Source organism: Deinococcus metalli, assembly GCF_014201805.1.
Taxonomy (GTDB): domain Bacteria; phylum Deinococcota; class Deinococci; order Deinococcales; family Deinococcaceae; genus Deinococcus; species Deinococcus metalli.
In genome coordinates, this window is the sequence record NZ_JACHFK010000007.1 from 17,120 (window position 1) to 37,157 (window position 20,038).

17 protein-coding genes are annotated in these 20,038 nt (G+C 72.8%); 9 read left to right on the forward strand and 8 right to left on the reverse strand.

What is annotated here, in order from left to right:
* Positions 1–54: 54 nt before the first annotated feature.
* Complete coding sequence (locus HNQ07_RS13985; protein WP_184112819.1) at positions 55–1,344, reverse strand: replication-associated recombination protein A; 1,290 nt, start codon at positions 1,342–1,344, stop codon at positions 55–57.
* Between the two features lie 84 nt (positions 1,345–1,428).
* Between HNQ07_RS13985 and HNQ07_RS13990 the strand changes: the two genes are divergently transcribed.
* The 6 genes from HNQ07_RS13990 (at position 1,429) to HNQ07_RS14015 (ending at position 7,339) form a co-directional block, all read left to right on the forward strand.
* Positions 1,429–1,710, forward strand: a complete 282-nt coding sequence (locus HNQ07_RS13990; protein WP_184112821.1) for a hypothetical protein — start codon at positions 1,429–1,431, stop codon at positions 1,708–1,710.
* A gap of 31 nt (positions 1,711–1,741) precedes the next feature.
* On the forward strand, positions 1,742–2,950 hold the full coding sequence (locus HNQ07_RS13995; protein WP_184112823.1) for a DUF885 domain-containing protein: 1,209 nt from the start codon (positions 1,742–1,744) through the stop codon (positions 2,948–2,950).
* A gap of 11 nt (positions 2,951–2,961) precedes the next feature.
* Positions 2,962–4,917, forward strand: a complete 1,956-nt coding sequence (locus tag HNQ07_RS14000; RefSeq protein ID WP_184112826.1) for a serine/threonine-protein kinase — start codon at positions 2,962–2,964, stop codon at positions 4,915–4,917.
* Between the two features lie 117 nt (positions 4,918–5,034).
* Positions 5,035–5,340 carry a twin-arginine translocase TatA/TatE family subunit gene (locus HNQ07_RS14005; RefSeq protein ID WP_184112828.1) on the forward strand — a complete coding sequence of 102 codons (306 nt, stop codon included), beginning with the start codon at positions 5,035–5,037 and terminating at the stop codon, positions 5,338–5,340.
* A 78-nt stretch (positions 5,341–5,418) separates the two neighbouring features.
* Positions 5,419–6,285 (forward strand): glycerophosphodiester phosphodiesterase family protein, encoded by an 867-nt coding sequence (locus HNQ07_RS14010; protein ID WP_184112830.1) that lies wholly within the window; start codon positions 5,419–5,421, stop codon positions 6,283–6,285.
* 28 nt (positions 6,286–6,313) lie between these two features.
* The gene (locus tag HNQ07_RS14015; RefSeq protein WP_184112832.1) at positions 6,314–7,339 is read left to right on the forward strand and encodes a DsbA family protein; all 1,026 of its coding nucleotides are present in this window, start codon (positions 6,314–6,316) and stop codon (positions 7,337–7,339) included.
* Between the two features lie 51 nt (positions 7,340–7,390).
* Here HNQ07_RS14015 and thrS read toward each other — a convergent pair whose 3' ends face one another.
* The gene (gene thrS, locus HNQ07_RS14020) at positions 7,391–9,340 is read right to left on the reverse strand and encodes a threonine--tRNA ligase (protein WP_184112834.1); all 1,950 of its coding nucleotides are present in this window, start codon (positions 9,338–9,340) and stop codon (positions 7,391–7,393) included.
* A gap of 267 nt (positions 9,341–9,607) precedes the next feature.
* On the opposite strand from thrS, the gene HNQ07_RS14025 reads away from it, so the two are divergent.
* Positions 9,608–10,615 (forward strand): phosphotransferase enzyme family protein, encoded by a 1,008-nt coding sequence (locus tag HNQ07_RS14025; RefSeq protein WP_184112836.1) that lies wholly within the window; start codon positions 9,608–9,610, stop codon positions 10,613–10,615.
* Here HNQ07_RS14025 and HNQ07_RS14030 read toward each other — a convergent pair.
* Together HNQ07_RS14030 and HNQ07_RS14035 are read right to left on the reverse strand one after the other, a co-directional pair.
* Entirely contained in the window at positions 10,602–11,063 is a 462-nt protein-coding gene (locus tag HNQ07_RS14030; RefSeq protein ID WP_184112838.1) for a DUF3291 domain-containing protein, read from the reverse strand. The two genes, HNQ07_RS14025 and HNQ07_RS14030, sit on opposite strands and share 14 nt — an antisense overlap.
* A gap of 73 nt (positions 11,064–11,136) precedes the next feature.
* A complete protein-coding gene (locus HNQ07_RS14035; protein ID WP_184112840.1) occupies positions 11,137–11,586 on the reverse strand; it encodes a DUF805 domain-containing protein in 450 nt (149 codons plus the stop codon).
* 96 nt (positions 11,587–11,682) lie between these two features.
* Here HNQ07_RS14035 and HNQ07_RS14040 point away from each other — a divergent pair, with 96 nt between their 5' ends.
* Positions 11,683–12,705: a metallophosphoesterase gene (locus HNQ07_RS14040; protein WP_184112842.1), complete on the forward strand. Its 1,023-nt coding sequence runs from the start codon at positions 11,683–11,685 to the stop codon at positions 12,703–12,705.
* A 242-nt stretch (positions 12,706–12,947) separates the two neighbouring features.
* Positions 12,948–15,566: an EAL domain-containing protein gene (locus tag HNQ07_RS14045; protein WP_184113266.1), complete on the forward strand. Its 2,619-nt coding sequence runs from the start codon at positions 12,948–12,950 to the stop codon at positions 15,564–15,566.
* A gap of 96 nt (positions 15,567–15,662) precedes the next feature.
* On the opposite strand, the gene HNQ07_RS14050 is transcribed toward HNQ07_RS14045, so the two are convergent.
* The 4 genes from HNQ07_RS14050 to HNQ07_RS14065 form a co-directional block, all read right to left on the reverse strand.
* On the reverse strand, positions 15,663–15,998 hold the full coding sequence (locus tag HNQ07_RS14050; protein ID WP_184112844.1) for a cupin domain-containing protein: 336 nt from the start codon (positions 15,996–15,998) through the stop codon (positions 15,663–15,665).
* A gap of 62 nt (positions 15,999–16,060) precedes the next feature.
* Positions 16,061–17,806 (reverse strand): SLC13 family permease, encoded by a 1,746-nt coding sequence (locus HNQ07_RS14055; protein ID WP_184112846.1) that lies wholly within the window; start codon positions 17,804–17,806, stop codon positions 16,061–16,063.
* A gap of 22 nt (positions 17,807–17,828) precedes the next feature.
* Positions 17,829–18,902: a [LysW]-lysine hydrolase gene (locus HNQ07_RS14060; RefSeq protein WP_184112848.1), complete on the reverse strand. Its 1,074-nt coding sequence runs from the start codon at positions 18,900–18,902 to the stop codon at positions 17,829–17,831.
* Positions 18,892–19,962 carry a hypothetical protein gene (locus HNQ07_RS14065; RefSeq protein WP_184112850.1) on the reverse strand — a complete coding sequence of 357 codons (1,071 nt, stop codon included), beginning with the start codon at positions 19,960–19,962 and terminating at the stop codon, positions 18,892–18,894. Before HNQ07_RS14065 ends, HNQ07_RS14060 begins: the two co-directional genes overlap by 11 nt.
* Between the last annotated feature and the right edge of the window lie 76 nt (positions 19,963–20,038).

Genomic DNA, 20,038 nt, shown 5'->3' on the forward strand with positions numbered 1-20,038 from the left:
CGCCCGGGTGGTGGCCACGCTGAGAGCCCCGCCGGCTGTGCGCGGGCGCTCGTTTCAGTCCGGGGCCGCGGCGCCGCCCTCGCCGTGGGCGTCCCGCAGTTTGCGCCAGCGTTCCGCGACCTTCGCCTCCCAGCCCTCGCCGGTCGGGGCGTACAGGCCGAGCTGTGCGCCGTCCGGCAGGTAGGCCTGCGCGAAGCTGCCCTCGGGGTCGTCGAAGTAGTACGCGTAGCCGGTGCCGTAGCCCTGCTGGCGCATCAGCGCCGTGGGGGCGTTGCGCAGGTGCAGGGGCACCGGCAGCATCTCGCCGTCCCGCACGGCATTCAGGGCGTTTTTCCACGCCACGTACACCGAGTTGCTCTTGGGGGCCAGCGCGAGGTACACGACCGCCTGCGCCAGAGCCAGGTCGCCCTCGGGGCTGCCGAGGAACTCCACGGTGTCGCGCGCGGCGATGCACAGCCGCAGCGCCTGCGGGTCGGCCAGGCCGATGTCCTCGGCTGCCATGCGGACCACGCGGCGGGCCACGTACAGGGGATCGGCGCCGCCCTCGACCATGCGTGCCAGCCAGTACAGCGCGCCGTCCACGTGGCTGCCGCGCACGCTCTTGTGCAGCGCGGAGATGAGGTTGTAGAAGTCCTCGCCGTTCTTGTCCATGGCCGGCAGGTGTTTGCCGAAGGCCTCCGTCACCGCCTCCGGCGTGACCGGGTTCGCCAGGGTGCTGGCGACCTCCAGGGTGCTCAGGGCGCGGCGGGCGTCGCCCTCCGAGAGCCGCGCGAGCAGCTCCAGCGCGTCCTCCTGTGCGCTCACACCGGGCAGTCCGCGCTCGTCGGTCAGGGCGCGGTCCAGCAGCGCCCGCACCTCCTCGTGGGTCAGGGCCTGCAACACCAGCGTGCGGGCGCGGCTCCTCAGGGCCGGGTTCACCTCGAAGCTGGGGTTCTCGGTGGTCGCGCCGATCAGGGTCAGCAGGCCGGACTCCACGTGTGGCAGCAGCGCATCCTGCTGCGCCTTGTTGAAGCGGTGGATCTCGTCCAGAAACAGGATCGTCTTCTGGCCCCGGCCCCGCAGGCGCTCGGCCTCCGCGACCGCCTCGCGCACGTCCTTCACGCCGGCACTCACGGCCGACAGCGCGATGAAGTGCGCGCCGACCTCGCCGGCCAGCAGCCGCGCCAGGGTGGTCTTGCCCACGCCGGGCGGTCCCCACAGGATCAGCGAGCCCAGCCGCCCGCTCTGGAGCACCCGCGTGAGGGGTCGGCCCGGCCCCAGCAGGTGCGACTGCCCCACGACCTCCGCCACGCTGCGTGGGCGCAGGCGTTCGGCCAGGGGAGCGGGCGGGTCGAACAGGGTCACGCGCCCAAGGATACGGGGGCGGCCGGGCGGGGATGGGATGCGCGCTCAGGTTCTTCGGCGGCGGTCACGCGGCACAATGCCGGCATGGACTTCCAGACCTTTGAGCATCAGGTGCGCCTCGCGGCGTTTCCACCGGGCGTGCGGGTGAGCGCCCACCCCGAGGGCGCCGGCTGGACGCTGCGCGCGGCGAGCGAGGACGGCCGCGCGGGCCTGAACCTGCTCCTGACCGACGGCGCGGCCGACATGTACGGCGAGGGCCCGGCCTTCAGCGCGGCGCTCGCGCGGCTACGTCAGGCGGCCGTGGCGGGCCTGCCGCCCGTTCGGCCGGACGGAACGCTGGACCAGCTGGTGTTCGTGCGGGACTGACACGGCGGGCGCCGCCGTCTATCCTGCCCGGATGACGCATCCGGATCCCGCCGAGGCCTATGTCCGCCTGGCCCACGCCATCGACGCGCACGAGGAGGGCTTCGTGGACGGCTACGGCGGCCCGCCCGGGTGGGCCGACCGCACGCCCACGCCGCCTGCCGAGCTGCGGGAACGGGCGCGGCGGCTGCTGGACGACGTGCAGGCCGTGGAACCTTCCGAGCGCCGCGCCTTCCTGGAGGCCCAGGTGCGCGCCATGCTGGTCACGCTGGACCGGCTGTGCGGCGAGTCCCGGCCGTACCGCGACGAGGTGCGCGGCCTGTTCGACATCGAGCCGGTCGGGATGACCCAGGAGGAACTGGACGCCGCGCTGGCCCGTGTGGAGGCGCACCTGCCCGGCTCCGGGCCGCTGCCCGCGCGCCTGGAGGCCCTGCGCGAGCGGGTGGTCGTGCCGCGTGAGCGCATCCTGGACCTGGCACAGCCCATCCTGGCCGAACTGCGGGCGCGGACGCGGGCGCGCCTGGGCCTGCCGGACGGCGAGGAGTTCACCATCGGGCTGGTGAACGACCGGCCGTGGAGCGGGTACAACTGGCCGCTGGGCAACCTGAAAAGCCGCATCGACATCAACACGGACCTGCCGGTGCTGCTCACGAACCTCCCGGACCTGATGGCGCATGAGGGTTACCCCGGCCACCACACCGAGCACGCCAGCAAGGAAGCGCGCCTGGTGCGGGACCTGGGGTGGCGTGAGCACAGCCTGCAACTGCTGAACACGCCCGAGTGCGCGGTGTCCGAGGGCATCGCCATGAACGCCCTGGGCGCCGTGATGACCGGGGACGAGGTGCGCGGGTGGCTGACCGGCGACCTCGCCGCGCAGGCCGGCCTGGACGCCGCGGAGGTCGGCGCCTACCTGGACGCGGCCCGCGCGGTGGAGCACCTGCGTGCCGTGAACGCCAGCGCCGCGCTGATGCTGCACGCGGAGGGCCGCCCCGAGGCCGAGGTGCTGGACTTCCTCCAGACATACAACCTGCTCACGCCCGAGCGCGCCCGGCAGTCGCTGCGCTTCATCTCGAACCCCACGTTCCGCGCGTACACCTTCACGTACTCGGCCGGTCAGGAGCTGGTGGGCGACTTCCTGGAGGTGGGCGGCGACGGCGCGTTCCGGCGCCTGCTGAGCGAACCGCTCACGCCGGGGCGCCTGCACGCGGAGGTCGCGGCCGGGGAGGACCGGGCGCGGCGCTAGACTCCGGACCTATGCCTCTGGACGTGGGCTCCCAGCTCGCCGGGCGGTACGACCTGCAGGCCCTGCTGGGCGAGGGCGGCAGCGCCCGCGTGTTCCGGGCGCACGACACCGTGATCGGCCGCGAGGTGGCGGTCAAGCTCCAGCACGCGCACGTGCCGGACAGCGACCGCGAACGCTTCCTGCGCGAGGTGCGGACCCTGGCCCGCCTGACACACCCCGGCATCGTCCCGGTACTGGACCTGGGCGCCGAGCCGGACAGCGGGCGGCCCTTTTTCACCATGCCGCTGATGACCGGCGGCCCGGTCACGGCGCTGGGGCCGCTGGAAGACGCGCCGATGCCGCTGGCGCGCTACCTGACGGCGGCCGCCTTCGCGTCGCGGGCGCTGCAGTTCGTCCACGCGCAGGGCATCACGCACCGCGACCTGACGCCGGGCAACGTGCTGCTGGACGACGCCGGGCTGCCGCGCATCATGGATTTCGGCCTGGTCGCGCTGACCGACCACACCCGGCATCTCACGAGGAGCGGCGTGACGCTGGGCACGCCCGCGTACATGGCGCCCGAGCAGGCGCGCGGCGTGGGGGTGGGGCCGCGCAGCGACCTGTACGCCCTGGGCGCGGTGCTGTACCGCGTGGCGTGCGGTGTGCCCCCCTTTGTAGGCGACAGCGATCAGAGCGTGATGTACCAGCACGTCTACGAGCGCGTGCCGGACCCCCGTGACCTGAACCCGGCGGTGCCGGACGCCGTGGCCCGCGTGCTGCTGGCGCTGCTGGCCAAACGCCCGGAGGACCGTCCGGAGAGCGGCGAGGCGCTGGCGCACCTGTGGGCGCTGGCCCGGCGCGACATCTGGACGAACCACGCGCGCGGTCAGTACCGCGGCGGCCGCGCGCGCACCGGCGAGCACCCGGACGGCCCGGCCCGCGTGAGCGGCCTGCGCGAGGTCTGGAGCGTGCCGCTGCCCGGGGAGGTCACGTGGCCGGCGGCCGTGGTGGGCGAGGGCGACCTGGTCGCGGTGGGCACGCGCGGCGGTCAGCTGGTGCTCACGCACGCGTCGGGCCGACCTTTTGCCACATTCGCCGCCAAGGACGAGGTCACGGCGCCCGCCACCTTCCACGGCGGCCACATCCTGTTCGGCGCGTGGGACGGCACGCTGCGGCGCGTGAACCTGCACACCGGCGCGGAACTGTGGCGCCACCACGCGCGCGCGGAGCTGACCGGCGCGCCCACGCTGTGGCGCGGCCGGGTGCTGGCCAGCAGCCGCGACGGCCACCTGCACGCCCTGAACGCCCTGACCGGCGAACTTGCGTGGGCGTACCGCACGGGCGGTCCGGTCGCAGCGAGCCCGCTGGTGTGGGGCGGCGCGGCGCTGCTGTGCGACGAGAACGGCTGGCTGCACGCCCTGGACGCCGAGGACGGCCGGCCGCTGTGGCGCGTGGAGGTCGGCACCGTGCACGGCACGCCCGCCCTGCTGCCCACCGCCAGCGGCGAGGCCACCCTGGTCGTCGCCACGTGGGAGGGCGAGGTGCACGCGCTGGCGCTGGGCCTCGACCGCGGCCGGGCGGTGCTGCGCGGCTCCGAACCGAACCTGTGGACCTACGACCTGGAGGACGAGGTCTGGGCCGCCCCGGCCCTCACGCGCGGGGAGGGGGGGGACGGCCTGGCGATCCTGGCCGGGTGGGGCGGCACGGTGCATGCCCTGCGGCTCGCGGACGGCGAGGACGTGTGGTCGCACACCCTGGAGGGCCGCGTGACCGCCAGCCCTGTGATCAGCGCGGGCCTGGTGTTCCTCGCCTCGGAGGCCGGAGAGCTGGCGGCGCTGGACGTCCGGACGGGCGCGCCGCGCTGGCTGTGGCGCGAGCGGACCGGCGTGCAGGCCACGCCGCTCGCGGCCGACGGCACGCTGTACGTGGCCTTCATGAACGGCACCCTGCGCGCGTACCGCAGCCCGGCCCTCGATCCGTCCGGGTAGGCGGCGCGGGGGGGCGGCTTCGTCAGCTCCCTTTCAACCTCCGCTTAACCGCCCGCCGTAGACTCGGGGTATTCGTCGGCCCGCCCGGCCCCGCCGCTTTTCCCCCAAGGAGTCCATATGCCCAACATCGGTGCCCCCGAACTGATCATGATCCTGATCGTCGCCCTGATCGTCTTCGGGCCGCGCAAGCTGCCGGAACTCGGCAAGTCGCTGGGCGCCGGCCTGCGCGAATTCCGCCGCAGCACCCAGGGCCTCAAGGAGGAGCTGGAGGGCAGCCTGCGCGACGCGCCCACCCCGCCCGGCGCGGCCCCCGTGCAGACCATCCACGTGCCCACCGTGCAGCCCGCGGCCGTCACCCCGGCCGCCGTGACGCCCCAGGCCGTCACGCCCCCGGCGACCGAACCGGCCGACCGCGCCGGCTGACCGGGGATTTTGTTCGGCGGCCCAGCCGGCGACGGTGTGGGCCGCATGCCGTTGTGGAGCGGCGCGTACAGTGGGGGCATGCGCTCCTTCTGGACAGCCGTGCTCGGCGGCGCCGCCCTGCTGGGGGCGCTCACCTCGTGCCGCAGCGCGTCGCCCGCAAACCCCTTCGTCACCGGCCGCACGTGGAACATCGCGCACCAGGGCGGGGAAGCACTGTGGCCCAGCAACACCATGACCGCGTTCCGGAACGCCGCCGCGCTGGGCGTGGACATGCTCGACATGGACATGCACGTGACCACGGACGGCGCGCTGGTGCTGTCGCACGACGACACCCTGGACCGCCTGACCGACACGCGCGGCAGGATCACCGCCATGACGCTGGCGGAGGTGCTCAGGGCCGACGCCGGCTACGCCCTGAGCGTGGACGGCGGCCAGACCTTCCCCTTCCGCGGCCAGGGCGTGCGCGTGGGCCAGCTCAGTGAAGTGCTCGCCGCGTTCCCGGACCGCCCCCTGACCATCGAGATCAAGGAGGCGCAGCCCAGCGTCGCCGCGCCCTTCTGCACGGCCCTGCGGGACGCGGGCGTGACGCCGCGCGTGATCGTCGCCAGCTTCAGCGACCAGGCCATGCGCGAGTTCCGCGCCGCGTGTCCGGAGGTCATGACCAGCATGACCGAGTCGGAACTGCGCCCGCTGGTGCTGCTGGGCAAGGTGGGCCTGTCGCGGCTGGCCCCGCTGCCGGGCCGCGCCGCGCAGGTGCCGGTGCGCGCCGGCGGCATCACGGTGGTCACGCCGGGCTTCGTGCGCGCCATGCACGCGCGCGGTGTGGCGGTGCAGGTCTGGACGATCAACGACGCAGCCGAGATGCGCCGCCTGGTGGCCATGGGCGTGGACGGCATCTTCACGGACCGCCCGGATGTGCTGAAGACGGTGCTCGCGCCGCCTTAAGCGTGCGGCCGCCCCGTAGACTCTGCGGGTGAAGCGCCCCTTCCGAGTTCTCGTTCCCGTTCTCCTGAGCACCGCGAGCGCCCACGCGCAGCTGTGGCAGACGCCGCAGGCCACCGCCGGACAGGCGATCCTGAAGGGCTACACGCCGGCCGGCCCGGCTCCGACTGGCGCCGTATTCACGCGCGGCGGCTCGACCGTGCGGCTGGACGTGGCGGGCGGCGTGGTCGTGGGCGTTTACACCGAGGCGGGCAGCCTGGCTGACCTGGCGCGCGGCATCGGCGCAGGCTGGGGGCTCGCGGAGGCCGACCTGGCGACGCTTCAGGCGAACCTCGCGGCGCCCCGGGTGCTCGCCGCCGCGAAGGACGGCTTCGTGGACACGACCGACGACGGCGCGACCGACCTCATCGCCATGAAGTCCAGCGGCGACGGCCCGAAGACCCGGTACGCGGCCTACGTGGCCGTGAAGGTCTGGCCGGACAGTGCGTTCCCCGGCACGAAGAACGTGACCGGCAGCGCGGCCGCCCCCGACACCCTGCGGATCTTCAGCGACTTCCAGTGCCCGTACTGCCGCCAGATGTGGGACCGCTCCGGCCGGAGCTGGGAGGCCGCGCCGGACGCCTACCGCACCTACCACTACCAGTTCCCACTGGGCATGCACCGCAACGCCGCGGCCGCCGCCGAGGCCAGCGAGTGCGCCGGCGCTCAGGGCAGGTTCTGGCCCTACGCGGACGCCCTGTTCACCGCCTACGACGCCTGGACGCCGCTAGACCCGAAGGACGTCACCGCGCCGTTTACCACCTACGCGCAGGCCGCCGGCCTCGACACCGCCGCCTTCACGGCCTGCCTGAACGCGCACACGTATAAGAGCAGCATCGACGCGCAGATCAAGGCCGGGATCGCCGTGGGCGTTCAGGGCACCCCGACCGTGTACCTGAACGGCGTGAAGCTGAAGAACTCCGCGGACGCCGCCGAACTCGCCCGCGTCCACGCCGCCACGACCGCTGTGCCCGGCGCCGCCACGCTGATCGAAGCGCGGCTGAAGCTGTTCCGGTAACCCAACGAGCACGCCGCCCCCAGTCAAGCGGGGGCGGCGTGCTTGAGTGCCTTACGCCCGGCTCTTGTACCGCTCCAGCAGCTCGGCCTTCAGGTCGTCGAAGGCCACGCCCTTGCGCTCCCTGTGCCCCTCGGAACCGCGTTCGCGGACGCTGACCTGCCGGGCCTCCTGTTCCTGATCGCCCACGATCAGCATGACCGGGATCTTGCCCAGTTCGGCGGTGCGGACCTTGGCCTGCATGCGGTTGGAGGAATCGTCCACCTCGGCGCGCAGGCCTGCGGCGTGCAGTTCCTCCCGCAGTGCCTCGGCGTAGGCGTTGTGCCGGTCGGCGATCGGGATGACCATGACCTGCCGGGGCGCCAGCCACAGCGGGAAATCCCCGCCGTAGTGCTCGATCAGGATGCCCGTGAAGCGCTCGACGGAGCCGAAGGGCGCGCGGTGGATCATGACCGGGCGGTGGTCCTGGCCGTCCTCGCCGACGTAGCTGATGTCGAAGCGCTCGGGCAGGTTGTAGTCCACCTGGATGGTGCCGAGCTGCCACTCGCGGCCCAGCACGTCCTTGACCACGAAGTCCAGCTTGGGGCCGTAGAACGCGGCGTCGCCGGGCTCGACCGTGTACGGCAGGCCGACCTCCTCGACTGCCTCGATGATCTGCTGCTCGGCCAGCGTCCAGTTCGCCTCGTCACCGACATACTTGTCGCTGCCCGGCTCGCGCACGCCCACCCGGAAGCGCACGTCCGTCATACCGAAGGTGCCCAGCACCAGCACTGTCAGGTCGAGGACGTCCAGGAATTCCTTTTTCAGCTGGTCCGGGCGGCAGAAGATGTGCGCGTCGTCCTGCGTGAAGCCCCGCACGCGCGTCAGGCCGTTCAGTTCACCCGACTGCTCGTAGCGGTACACCGTGCCGAACTCGGCCAGCCGCACCGGCAGGTCGCGGTACGAGCGCGGCTTGCTGCCGTAGATGCGCACGTGGTGCGGGCAGTTCATGGGCTTGAGCATGTACTGTTCCTCGTCCACCTCGATCGGGTTGAACTGAGACTCGGAGTAGTACGGGTAGTGCCCGCTGGTGCGGTACAGGTCGAGGTTCCCGATGTTCGGCGTGATCACGCCCTGGTAGCCGCGCCGGAACTGCTGCTCTTTCAGGAAGGCGGTCAGTTCCTCGCGCAGCACCGTGCCGTTTGGCAGCCACAGCGGCAGGCCCTTGCCCACCAGCGGATCGATGGTGAACAGCTCCAGTTCGCGGCCCAGCTTGCGGTGGTCGCGCCGCTTGGCTTCCTCCAGGGCGTGCAGGTAGCCGTCGAGTTCCTTCTGCGTCGCGAAGGCCACGCCGTACACCCGCTGGAGAATGGGGTTCTTCTCGTTGCCGCGCCAGTACGCGCCGGACGTGCTCATCAGCTTGAAGCTGGTGGGCAGCCGGCCCGTGTTCGGGAAGTGCGGCCCCCGGCACAGGTCCACGTAGTCGCCCTGCGTGTAGAACGTGACCGGCTCGTCGTCGGGCAGCGCCGAGATCAGCTCGACCTTGTACGGGTCGTAGCCGAACTGCGCCAGGGCGGCGGCCTTGCCCACGTCCTGGCGCTGGATGTCCAGGCCGCGCCCGATGATGTCGCGCATCAGCGCCTCGATCTCGGGCAGGTCCTCTTCCTTCAGGGGTTCAGGCAGGTCGAAGTCCTGGTAGAAGCCGTTGTCGATGGCCGGGCCGACGCCGCGCTTGACGGCCTCGGCGGGGTAGCCCCTGGCGCGGTAGAACTCGCCCACCGCCTGCGACAGCGCGTGCCCCAGCGAGTGCCGGAACAGCGGCGCGGCGTCGCCCGGGTTCTTCTTGGTGATCAGCGAGATCTGCGCGCCGTCGGGCAGCGGCGTCATCAGATCGGTCAGCTCGCCGCCCACCGTGGCGGCCAGCGCGTCCTGAGCGAGGCGGGGGCCGATGGCCCGCGCGGCGTCCAGGGCCGTGGCGCCCTGGGGCAAATCCAGTTGTTTTCCGTCGGGAAGGATGACGTGCATGTGTACCTCGGTGTGAACATGAATGACCCGGTCTGGCCGCAAACCCAGCGAAGCGCCTGAAAACCGCTGACGGGGGTTCTCAGGCGCTCAGAGTTCGCGTGACCAGACCGGACACATCAGGCATTCGTTGCCAGCGCACGCGCCGCATCACCAGACCGGAGTGATGGGCGGGTCGCTTCATGGCCGCAGGATAGCGGGTGCAGTGGGGACGGGGCAACCTGCCGATTGGCGCATGTCCCGGTCTGGCGCCCGACCTATGCTCGGGTCATGTCCTTCGCCGCCCTGACGCAGCGTGCCCAGGTCGCCCGGCTGCGGCCCAGCGCGCTGGAGGCCCTGCGCGCGTACCCCTTCACGGTGCGCCGGCTGCGGCTGCTGAACCACGGCTTCAACACGACTTTCCGGGTGGACACCGAGGAAGGGCCGTCCTACGCGCTGCGAATCAACGTCAATTCCCGCCGCAGCCCTCAGCAGATCGGGGCCGAGATGGCGTGGCTGGCCGCCCTGGCCGAGGATACCGACCTGTGCGTGCCGGTGCCGCAGCCCACGCGGGACGGCCACCTGATGCGGGAGCTGTGGTCTCCGGCGCTGGACCGGGCGCTGCCGGTCGCGGTGTTCTCGTGGCTCCCCGGCCCGAATCTGGGCGCGCAGGCCACCCCTGACCAGATGCGCGAGGTCGGCCGCGCGGCCGCGACCCTGCACGCCCACGCGCGCCGCTGGACGCTGCCTGCCGGCACGTCCCTGAGCAGCCTGCGCGCCCCGCTGATGGACTCGCCCAATCGCCTGGAGCGGGAGCACGAACTGCTGACCCCGGAACGCCGCGAGGTCGTGTCGGCCGCCCTGGCCCGGGTCGAGGCCGCGCTGGGCCGCGTCTACGCGCAGGACACGCCCCGGGTGCTGCATGCCGACCTGCACAACTGGAACCTCAAGTGGTCCCGGGGCCGGCTCTCGGTCTTCGATTTCGACGACAGCGGCGTGGGCGTCCCCATGCAGGACCTGGCGATTAGTGCGTATTACCTGCGCCCCAAGGAGGAACTGGAGGCCGAGCTGCTGGAGGGTTACGCGTCGGCCACCCGCCTGCCCACCTTCGCCCAGGCCGACTACGAGGCGGTGGTGGCGGGCCGCGCCCTCGTGCTGCTGAACGACCTGCTGGAGAACACGACCGCCGAACTCCGGGCCCTGCTGCCACGCTACGTGCCGAATTCGGTCACCAAACTGCGCCACTACCTGGAAACCGGGGTGTTCCGGCACGACGTCCAGGGCCTCATTCCGGCGTGAGTGGCCCGAACGGCTGCCTGAACGTGAACGCGTGCGCCGTGGGACCATGCTCTCGCAGGTGCAGCAGCCGTTGCCACGCCTCGTCCGTGGTCGGCAGGTGCCCGGCCGGCACCCACCACAGCGCCGTGAACGCCTCTTTCATGGGCAGGAAGTACTGCCGGCGCTCGCGCAGCACCGCCACGTGGTCGCTGCGGTACACGTAGTCGCGCAGGGCGTCCAGACTTTCCCACACGGACATGTTCACCAGGAGCGTGTCGTCCTCGAAGGGGCGCAGGTCCGTCGCGCTGTCCTCCTCGCCCTGAAGTCGCCACACGAAGCCCGGCCAGCCGTCCGCCAGGGCATTGATCTCGTCCAGCCGGGAGGTGAAGCCGTGCATGGTGTCACTGTCCAGCGGCGCGGCGATGCGGCCGATGTTGACCTGTGCGAGGTGCCAGGGAGCGGGGAGCATGGGCACAGGGTAGAGCGAACAGGGCCGCCCCGACGCTCAGGCCGGGGCGGTCATGTCAGGGCAGTTCGGCGGGTTACCAGTTGTTCGCGCTGACCGCCCCGGCCTGAGCGGTGCCCTTGGGGCTCGGGCCCCACTTGTTGCTGCCGGGCTCGCTGTCGAGCACCATCAGCACGAGCAGCACCAGGCTGCCGATAAAGGGCACGAAGGTGATCAGGTACCACCACCCGCTCTTGCCGGTGTCGTGGAGCCGGCGCACGCTGACGGCGAGGCTGGGCACCAGCACGGCCAGGCTGTAGATCAGCAGCAGCACTCCGAAGATGAGCGTCACCCCGGTCATCGCGCCCAGACCAGCGTTCTCGCTGTCCTGCTGGGCGGCCATGGCCAGCACCGCGCCCTGTACCGGGATCTGGAGCAGCACCAGGATCACCGTGTTGATCAGCGTGAACATCCAGAATTCGCGGCGGCGGGCGCGGCCCTGAAAGTTGGCGTAGTTGTTGCGGATCACGTTCAGGTACTCGTTCATGCGGAAACCTCCGGCGTGCGATGAGAGGAGTGTAAGAGATCGGAGCGCGGGTGTGGGCCGCTGTCGCCGCGGCGTCGGGGGTAGGGTGGGGGCATCATGCGCTTCCTGGTTGCGTTGCCCCTGCTGCTGGCCGCGTGCGCGCCGGCCGTGTTTCCCGCCCGGACGCTGCCCGACACCGTGGCGGCCCTGCCCTTCGCGGCAGACACGGCGCACCTGCGCGTGGTCGTCATGGGCGACCAGGGCACGGGCACCGATGTGCAGTGGCGCGTGGCGGCGGCAATGCGCGAGGTCTGCGCGGCTCAGGGCTGCGACCTGGGCGTGGCGCTGGGCGACAACTTCTACCCGGCCGGACCGAAATCCCTGGACTCCACGCTGTTCCGCGACCGTTTCGAGGTGCCGTACGGGCCGCTGAAGGTCCCCTTCCTGGTGGTGCCCGGCAACCACGACGAGTCGTGGCTGTTCGGCGGGGACGGCGCGGATTCGCGCGGGGCGGACGTGCAGGTCGCGTACGCGAAAGTCAATCCGCAGTGGGTGATGCCGGCCCGGACGTACCGCGCGCCGGTGGGCACGCTGGCGGAATTCTTCGCGGTGGACACCTCGCCGCTGGCGGCGTACCTGCCGCCCCGGCGGGCGGACGAGCGTCAGGGCGGCGCGTGGGACGTCGCGCAGCGGGCGTGGCTGACGGGCGCGCTGGCGGCCAGCCACGCCCGCTGGAAGCTGGTGCTGGGCCACCACCCGCTGTTCAGCAATTCCGCGCACGGCGACGCCGGCCAGTACGACGGCCTGGGCCTGTCGTTCCAGCGTGGGGACGGCGTGCGGCAGCTGTACACGCTGGCGTGTGGCCGCGCCGACCTGCTGCTCTCGGGCCACGACCACGCGCTGGAGGTCTTCGGTCCGCAGCCGGAGTGCCCGGGCACGTGGACGGCGGTGTCGGGCGCGGCCGGCAAGCCGTCGTCGCCGGGCGGGGGCACGCGGGCGGCGGCCTTCGAGGCCTACGGGAAGCCCGGATTCATGGTGCTGGACGTCACGCCGGACGCGCTGACCGTGCAGGTGTACATGCTGGACGGTGCAGGCGCTGCCGTGCTGGCGCACACGCAGGTGATCACGCCGCGGCCGTGACCGCGGCTGTGAGGTAGTTCGCATCCCGTGGGGGGCGCCGGGGGGGACGCGCGCCGGGCACCGGGCGCCGGGTCCCGTGTGGCACGGCGGAACCGACATCTTACGGTTTCTGATCACTGGGTCAGCGTTTTTTGGATGAGGGCGCTGCATGAAGTGCGTAAGAGTTGGCCTGACACCATGCCCACCAAGACACAGCCCCCAGACGTCCTGGGGGTCCGCTTTCCCCGAGGTGCTTCCGCGTGATGCCAGTTCCTACATCGACCACCGCCCTGCAATCTGCCCTGAGTGACCTGCTGCGCGTGCACGCGCCCCAGGCGACCCTCCTCGCCTCCATCGGAGAGGAGGTCTTGCGGGTGCGGGCGGACGCCACGTCCAACGTGGTGGGCGCGGACCTGGTGCCGCCGGACGACTGGTTCGAGCGCGGCGAGATGACGTGGCTGACCCGCGACGGCGCGCTGCTGGGCCTGCTGTGGAGCGAGGACGGGCAGGTGCCGGTCACGGCCGTGCAGGTGCTCACCATGCTGCTCGCCGCCGCCCGCGTGGACGGCGCCAACCGCGAGGCGGAGGTGCTGGTGACGCAGTTGCCGGTGGCGACCGCGTGGCTCAGCGTGGACCTCACGTTCCGCCGCGTCAGCCGGCCCTTCCTGGAACTGTTCGGCCTGACCGACGCTCAGCTCGTGGGCCGCTCGCTGTCGCAGGTGTTCCCGGACCGGCCGGGGCTGCTCGCGGGTCTCGCGCAGGCCGCTGCCGGCCGCTCGGTCCGCCTGACCGACGAGCGCTTCGAACGGGCGGGCACGGTGCTGTGGGCGCGCGGCGAGGCCCGCTCGTACTTCGGCGGCGCGTCGGCCGGCGTCATGCTGACCCTGCAGGACGTGACGGGCGAGTACGACCGCTCCGCGCGGATCGCGGCGCTGCTCGACACGGACTCGCCCGCAGCCCTGCTGACCGACACCGGTATCGTGCTGAATGCCAGCCAGGGTCTGATCGAACTGTGCCCGCCCTCGGCGTCGGCCGCGCCGGGCGCGCCGCTGTGGGCGTGGCCGTGCTTTGCGGACCTGCCGTCCGAGGCCGTGCGCGACCTCGTGAAGCTCGCCGCGAGCGGCGGCTCGGCGCGGGCCGACGTGGCCCTGGCCAGCGGGGAGAGGTTGCCGCTGTCGGTGCGCCGCAGTTCCGAGCCCGGCCTGCTGGTCGCCGAGGGCCTCAGCGCCCGCCGCGACGGTCAGGTGCCGTCCGGCATGATCGGTCAGGTGCTCGCGCAGTCCGAGGACGCCACGGTCCTGATCGACGCCGCGGGCCGCGCGCAGATCGTGAGCGAGCGGGCCGCGCAGCTGCTGGGCGTCGAGGCCTCGCGCCTGGTGGGCCTGGGCCTCACGCGCGTGCTGGGCGAACTGGGCGTGCGCACCTTCACCACCGAGGGCGATCCGCTGACCCTGCCGGAATGGCGCGACCTGCGCCTGCCCCTGAAGCGCGAACTGCTGCTCGCGCTGCCGGACGGCGGCCTGCGCCACATGGAGGTGCGCGCCGCGACCCTGGACACCGACGCGGGCAGCGTCCTGCTGACCCTGCGTGACCTGACCGCGCTGCGCCGTGCCCAGGCGAAGGTCCGCCACAACGCCCGCCACGACGCCCTGACCGGCCTGCTGAACCGCGTGGGCCTGCGCGAGGCCATGACCGCCCAGACCAGCGCGCGCAGCACCGTGGCGTGCCTGGACATCGACGGCTTCGGCAGCCTGAACGCCGCGCTGGGCCGCACCGCCTGCGACCGCCTGCTGATCCAGGCCGCCGCCCGGCTGCACGACGTGGCCGAGGCCCACGGGGGCCACGCCGCGCGCCTCACCGACGACACCTTCGTGGTGACGTTCCCCGGCCTGGACGCCGCCGCCGCCACGCAGGCCGTGCAGGAGACCCTGCGCGCGCCGCTGCGGGCCGGGCAGCGCGACGTGCCCCTGACCTACGCGCTGGGCCTGGTGACGCCGCGCGGCGCCGTGACCCCGGACGCCGCACTGGGCGACGCCGAGATCGCCATGCAGCACGCCAAACGCCAGGGCCGCGCGCAGGTGCGCGCCTACGATCCGGGCATGCGCGCCCAGGTCGCCCGCGCCTTCGAACTCGAGGACGCCCTGCGCGGCGCGGTGGCGGGCGGGCAGTTCACCATGCTGTACCAGCCGGTCACGGACCTGAAGTCCGGCGGCGCGCTGGGCGCCGAGGCGCTGCTGCGCTGGAACCACCCGGCGCTGGGCGTGCTGCCCCCCAGCCAGTTCCTGCCGCTGGCGGGGCACAGCGACCTGATCACGCAGATCAGCGCGTGGGTGATCGAGCACGCCCTGAGCGGCCGGCAGACCATCCGGACCGCGCTGCCCGAACGCTTCAGCGCGTGGCAGGTCAGCGTGAACCTGGGCCTGGAGGAACTGCGCCGCAGCGCCGGTCTGCACGGCGTGCAGGCCCTGCTGCACGAGCACGGCGCGCCGGACATCGAGGTGGCCGCCGGCAGCCTGCTCGACCACAGTCAGGACACCCTGGGACTGCTGGAGCAGCTGCGCACGCTGGGCGCGCAGCTCAGCGTGGACGACTTCGGCGACGGCGCGAGCAGCCTGTCGGCCCTGACGCGCTTTCCCCTGAGCGCCGTGAAGCTTCACCCCACCCTGACCGCCCGCCTGCCCGACGACCGGCGCTCGCTGGCCCTGGTGCAGGGCGCCACCGATCTCGCGCACCGTCTGGGCCTGAAGGTCGTCGCGGTGGGCGTCGAGACCAGCGAGCAGCTCGAGGTGCTGGCCGACCTGGGCTGCGACGCCGCGCAGGGCTACGCCATCTGCCCGCCGCTGGCCCTGCCGGACCTGCTCAAGTGGCTCCAGGCGCACTGAGCCTGGACGGATTGCCCCAAAGCAGGACATGTCCGCGCCCGCTGCCCGGAGGCATGCAGGACGTTCGTACCACTCGGGCGCGGCAGAGTGCAGCCGTCACACCCACTCGGCCACTGGCCGCGCCTCCGGAAAGAAGCCCAGCATCCGCAGCGGCGACGGTCCGGGATTCACGACCCCATGCACCGCTCCCGCCGGGACGATGGCCGTGTCCCCACTCCGGAACGGCAGGACCGCGCCGCCGAGCTGAACGTGTCCGCTGCCCTCCACGCAGACCAGCAGTTCCTCGACCGCGTGGACGTGGAGCGGGATGAAGCCGCCCGGTTCGATGACGTTCTCCAGGAGAGCGGTCGCCTGTGCGCCGCTGTCGGCATGGGCGAGCCACTGCAACGTCCGGCCCGCCAGCTGCTCCACAGGCTGCTCCGATCTGGTCACGATGCCCATACCCGAGCGTACTCCGACCGCACTCCCACGGGGAACGTGGCCGAAGTTCGTGCTCAGAACGGCCACACGCGCGGAATGACCAGCATCGCCACCACGAAGGTCACCAGCGTCAGACCTGCGCCCACCCGCACGAAATCCAGGAAGGTGTAGCGGCCGGGACCGTAGACCAGCATGCACGACGGCTCCAGCGGCGTGATGAACGAGTTGCTGGCCGCCACCGTGATGCCGATCACGAAGGGCCGGGGATCGTACCCCAGCGCCTTGGCCGTGCCGATCGCCAGCGGCAGCATCACCAGCGCCGCCGCCTGGTTGCTCATGGGCTGCGTGAGGGCCACCGTGACCACGAACAGGGCACCCAGCAGGCCGTACGGCCCCAGCGGTTCCAGCACGCCCGACAGCGTGCCCGTCAGCACCTTCGCCGCGCCGCTGCTCTCGAAGGCGCCGCCGAAGGCGAGCATGCACGCCACCAGCACGATCACCGGCCACTCCACGGCGCCGTAGGCCTCCTCCGGCGAGATCAGGCGCAGCGCCAGACTCAGGGCGACCGCGATCAGGACGGCCACGGCCAGCGGCACCACGCCCAGGCCGCCCAGCACCACGGCGCCCGCGAACAGCAGCAGCGCCACCGGCGCGCGGCGCAGGTCGCGCTGGTGCTCGGTCACGTCGCCCATCACGACGAGGTGGTCGCCCAGCGAGTCCAGGCGGGCCGACCCGCCCTGCACCAGCAGCACGTCCCCCACCTGGATGCGCAGCCGCCCCAGCCGCTCAATGTCGCGCTGCCGGCGGTGCAGCGCCAGCACGGACGCGCCGTAGCGCTCCCGGAAGCGCACTTCCTTGAGCGTGCGGCCCAGCAGCGGCGAGCCGGGCATCACCACCGCCTCCACCAGCCGCACGTCGCCGTCCTCCGGCGTGGGCTGGAGTTTCAGCTCGCTGCGGCTGACCACACCCAGCGTGCTCTTGCCCGCCAGGATGCGCTCGGTGGGGCCCTCGACGGCCAGCGTGTCGCCCTCGTGCAGGCGGAAGGCCGCGCCCGGCGCATACGTGGTGGTCTCGCCCCGCCGGACTGCCACGACCGTGAGGCCGTGGTCGCGCCCCAGGCCCGTCTCCGCGAGGGTGTGCCCCGCCAGCGGACTGCCCGGCGCGACCGTCAGGTCCGCAAGGTACGCGCGCAGCGAGGCTTCCATCGCTCCGTCCCGCGCCGGCAGCAGCCGCGGCGCGATGAAAAACAGGTACAGCAGGCCCACCAGCGCCGTGGGCACGCCCACCCACGCCAGCTCGAAAAAGCCCAGGCCCCGCTCGCCCGCTGCGGGCAGCGCGCCCGACACGACGATGTTCGTACTCGTGCCGATCACCGTGATCGTGCCGCCCAGGATGCTGGCGAAGGCCAGCGGCATCAGCACGCGGCTGGGCGGCATGCCCGCACGGCGGGCCAGACCGGCCACGACCGGCAGGAACACGGCGGTGGTGGCGGTGTTGCTGGTGAACGCGCTCACGCCGGCCACCGTGCCCAGCATGGCGCGCAGCATGATGGTCGCGCTGCGTGCCCGCCGCGCCAGGGCGGCGCCCACCCACTCGATCACCCCGGCGCGCAGGATCACCCGCGTGAGGATGAACAGCGACGCCAGCGTGATCACCGTGTCGCTGCCGAAGCCCGCGAAGGCCTGCTTGGGCGTGATCAGTCCGAACACCAGCAGCGCCGACAGCAGGCACAGGGCCGTGACGTCCACCGGCAGCCACTCGGTCGCGAACAGCACCAGAGCGGCCACGAACAGGATCAGGATCAGTGTGACAGGGTCCACGGCTCTCCCCGGGGCGCGGCGTTCAGGGAGCCCCGGCGGCCACGCGGGTCAGGGCGGCCGTCAGCACCGCCACCGCGCGGTCGTACTCGGCCAGATCCACGCGCTCGTCTGGCGTGTGGTCGAGCGCCGAGTCGCCCGGCCCGTACGCCACGGTAGGCGCCGGCCACAGCTCGGCCACGACGTTCATGTCGCTGGTGCCGGTCTTGACCTTGAACACCGGCGTGCCGCCCTGCGCGCGGATCGCCACGCGCATCGCGCGGGTCAGCGCGTTGTCCTTCGGGTGCCGCACCGCCGACTCGTGCCCGGTGAAGGTCACCCGCACGTCCAGCAGGTCGCGCAGCAGCTCCAGCACCGTCTCCTCGGCCTCGCCGGGCGCGATGCGTGGCGGCAGCCGAAGGCCGAAGGTGCCGCTGGCCCGCTGGGTCACGCCGTCGTTCACGGCCTGGAGGTCCTGGATGGTCGCCTGCACCGCGTCGAAGATGCCGCCCTCCTCGGCGGTGCGCCCGGCCCACGCGCGCACGCGGAACCACGCCTCGGTCAGGTCGTCGGCGGCGCTGTGGCCCTCGCCGGCGGTGTGGAAGTTGCCGCGCTCCACACTCACCCGCGCCACCAGACGCCCCTTGTAGCCCAGCGTCAGACCCTCCCAGCCGCTCGGCTCGCCGATCAGCACCATGTCGGGGCTCAGGGTGTGCATCACGTGCCGCGCGCCGCGGCTGCTGGGCGCTTCCTCCTCGGTCGCGCCGATCACCACGAAGCGTGCGCGCTCCAGCGCGTCCGGCGGCAGGGCGGCCACCGCCGCCATGAAGGCGCACAGCGGCCCCTTGGCGTCCACGCTGCCGCGTCCGTGCAGCACGCCGTGCTCGTCCACGCGTACCGGGATCTCGCCCGGCACGGTGTCCATGTGGCCCAGCAGCGCCACCGTCAGCGGCCCGGTGCCGCGCTCGCCGACCGCATTGCCCGCGTCGTCCACGTGGGCCTGAAAGCCGTGCTCGGTCATCCAGTCCCGCAGGAAGGCCGCGACCTCGCCCTCGTGCCCGGACAGTGACGGAATGGAGACGGCCTGGACCAGCAGCGCGCGCGCGTCCTCAGCGGTCATCGGACCCGTCGGCGCTTCGCCGGGCGCGCGCACTCAGCACCAGCAGCCGCGCCATGTCCGCCAGCGCCAGCAGCGCGATGGTGCCCACGCCGCCCGACAGCAGCGTCCACAGGCCGTCCAGCCGCGCACCGGACAGGAACTGCACCACGGCCAGCGCCAGCGCGCCCACGAACAGCACGCCGCCCAGGAAGCGCAGGCGGCCCGTCAGGCCCTCGACGGCGTCGGCCTGCCGCGCCAGCTCGTCCAGCCGCGGCGCGGGCAGCGTGACCGGCACCGGGGTCTGTGCGGCCGGCGTCGCCGGGGTGGGTGCCGGCTGGACGGGCGTGGGCACGGCCGGGGCGGGCCGCTCCGGGGCGCGCGGCGGCTCGGTGATGAGGGTCGGCGTGCGCGCCGCGCTGGGCGTGAACGCCGACGACGAGATCACCACGGGCCGTGCCGCGGGCGCCTCGGCCACCGGTCGGGTCGCGGCGGGCGCGGGCGGCGTGGCCGTTTCCGGCGGGGCCGTCCGCACCGGCGCCGGGGCGGGGGAGACGGCGGCCGGAGCTGGAGCCGGGGCGTCCGGGGTCGCGGGCGGCGTGCCCAGCGCCGGTGCCGTGCGGGCCGGGGAAAGGGGGGGCGGTTCCGCCGCGGGGCGGACCGGGGCCGGCTGGGGCGGACTGCCCGCCGGCGCGGTGTCCGCCGCTGCCGGGGGCGCGCCGAAGGTCTTGAGGCCGCCCGGCGTGGGCAGCGGCGCGGCCGGCTGCTCCTTGGCGCGGGCGGTCGTGTCGCGCACCTGCGCGAAGAACGCCTGCACCTGCGCCACGTCGAAGCCCAGCAGGCTCGCCGTCAGGGCCGTGCCCGCCGGAGTTTCCACCCGCAGCACGCCCTGCTCGTCACTGTGAATACGCGTCAGGTCCCGCAGCGTCACGCGGCGCGTGCCCCCGCCGTCCTGGTACACCAGCGTCCTGGCCGTCAGCACGAACAGCGCGTCGTCGCGCTCCAGCACACTGACCGGCGTTTCGTCCATTCCGATGGCTTTCAGGGCACCCTGCGCCCGTCCACTCGCCGTCCGCTCCGTCATGTCACTCCCTTCCCTGCGTGCCGTGTCGTCATGGGCTGCGCCCAGCATAGCGACTCGCCATGAGGAGCTCCGGCCC